Consider the following 1,962-nt stretch of genomic DNA (forward strand, 5'->3'; position numbering starts at 1 on the left):
GTTGCAATTAAAAAGCGTTTTGCAGATAACTTTGCCCCATTGACCTCAACCGTACTAGCATCAACGAATTTTGCTTCACCTTTAATTAAATCAAAATTATATTCATCAATTAAATCCATATATTTTTGATTCCGAAGTTCGCTCACCAATTTATCCTTTTGCGTGATTAAACTAGCTAAATCCACTTCTCCAGCGGATGTTTGTAAACCTATAAACGGATTGTCTTTTGATAAATGATTGATTTCCCCTGCCCTAAGAAGAGTTTTTGACGGAACACAGCCAATATTCACACAGGTTCCCCCAACCGTTCCACGCTCAATCATTCCAACTTTTGCACCGTATTCTATAGCTTTAATTGCCGAAGAAAAGGCAGCAGCACCAGAACCAATAATAAGAAGGTCATAATTGTCTTCATTAATTAACGCCACGTTTTCTAGTGATGATACTTCTTCAATTTCTCCGGCTTGGTAATTTGCTTCATCAATCGCCTTTATTGCACTTTCAACCTCAATATCATCGGGCAGTTCAAATACTGCTTCACCACGACGATAACTAGACTCAATATTTTTAGCACCTATCTTTTCAAGTGCTGATTCTACGTGTTTTTCACAACCCGTACATGTCATTCCTGAAATGTTTACCTTAAATTTATTCATAAAAAAGCTCCTTTCGTTAATTAATCTCTCATGTTAATGTTTCTATTATTGGACACGAATGTAATTGCTTTTCATCTGGACATCGTTGTTTTAAGTCGTCTAACATAGTTTCAATTCGTTTTAAATCCTCTATTTGTTTTTGCACTTCCTTTTGTTTTTTAGAAACAAATTCGAACATATCTTGACAACGAACTTCATCTTTATCTACAACACCAAGTAATTTATAAATCTCGCTTAAAGAGAAACCAAGTTCCTGTATTCGTTTAATAAACCCAACACGCTTAACGTCATCATATGAATATATCCGATAACCAGCTTCCGTTCGGTGAGGTTCTTGTAATAAATTTTTTCGCTCGTAATATCTGATCGTTTCTTTATTAACTCCACATTTATCTGCAAACTCACTAATGCGATAAATCATCTTATTTCACCCCCTGAATATTATAAACCATGTACCATAGTACACGGTCAAGTAAATTGGACTATTTTATTTTTTTCCCAAAGTATCACTCGTATGTGATTGATACTTTTATATAATACTATTGATTATCCTAACATCCCACCAGAAAATCCGATTTAAACACCAGTTGTTTTTAAACTATTAAGAAAGTAATTCCACTATATATTCCGAAGACCCAAAAAACCATACGAATCAGTTAGATTCATTATCACAGTTCCCGTCATTAACATAGCCCTTAAAAGTTCAGGCAAAGAAATATCTAATGCGCTAGCCAAACGAATAAGATTTAATAGGGCGGGGTTACGCTCTCCACGTTCTATCATTCCGATATAAGTCCGGTACATATTCACTTTTTCAGCCAATGCTTCCTGACTTAAATCCTGGAGTTGTCTTAAATAACGAACATGTTTGCCAAATTGTTTTAAAATTTCTGATTTCATGATGACTATTCTTAATGTTTGCAAATTAAATTCCACATACAATAAGTATCAACTTTAGTTCTAATACAAAAGGCCGTCTGAAACCCTATATTCAGGTTTCAGACGGCCTTTTTAACTGCCCGATTTTATTCGCCGTAGTAGGCTTTGGTCAGGATTTCTTCCATATCGGCCACCATGGCGAGGCGTGGGTTGGCCGGGGTGCATTGGTCTTCAAAAGACATCATGGCCAGCTCTTTTCTGCCGTCGAGGAAGGTTTTCTCATCGATGCCCTGCTCTTTCAACGACATTTTGATGCCGACGTTGACCGCCAGTTCGTGGCAGGCGCGGGCGAAGGATTCTACGCCTTCTGCCGGTGTGCTGCATGGCAGGCCTAAGGTACGGGCGATTTCCTGATATTTCAGGTCGG

General features: G+C 37.6%; 3 protein-coding genes and 1 pseudogene. All 4 read right to left on the bottom strand.

Annotated features, from left to right (window positions below; all coding sequences use genetic code 11):
* Positions 1 to 656, bottom strand: a 656-nt coding sequence (locus ACTHUM_RS12450; RefSeq protein ID WP_440403007.1) for an FAD-dependent oxidoreductase, incomplete at its 3' end; no start/stop codon positions are given.
* A gap of 28 nt (positions 657 to 684) precedes the next feature.
* Positions 685 to 1,077, bottom strand: coding sequence for an Hg(II)-responsive transcriptional regulator (gene merR / locus ACTHUM_RS12455; RefSeq protein ID WP_001863748.1), 393 nt, complete (start codon positions 1,075 to 1,077; stop codon positions 685 to 687).
* A 197-nt stretch (positions 1,078 to 1,274) separates the two neighbouring features.
* On the bottom strand, positions 1,275 to 1,556 hold the full coding sequence (locus ACTHUM_RS12460; protein ID WP_070459603.1) for a helix-turn-helix domain-containing protein: 282 nt from the start codon (positions 1,554 to 1,556) through the stop codon (positions 1,275 to 1,277).
* A gap of 125 nt (positions 1,557 to 1,681) precedes the next feature.
* Positions 1,682 to 1,962: pseudogene (locus ACTHUM_RS12465) on the bottom strand (bifunctional acetaldehyde-CoA/alcohol dehydrogenase); the annotation flags it as partial.

This window comes from Neisseria sp. P0021.S006 (assembly GCF_051956895.1).

Bases quoted from the DNA above. Each gene is read 5' to 3' on its own strand.
- merR (WP_001863748.1), bottom strand. From the start codon at position 1,077: ATGATTTATCGCATTAGTGAGTTTGCAGATAAATGTGGAGTTAATAAA.
- ACTHUM_RS12460 (WP_070459603.1), bottom strand. From the start codon at position 1,556: ATGAAATCAGAAATTTTAAAACAATTTGGCAAACATGTTCGTTATTTA.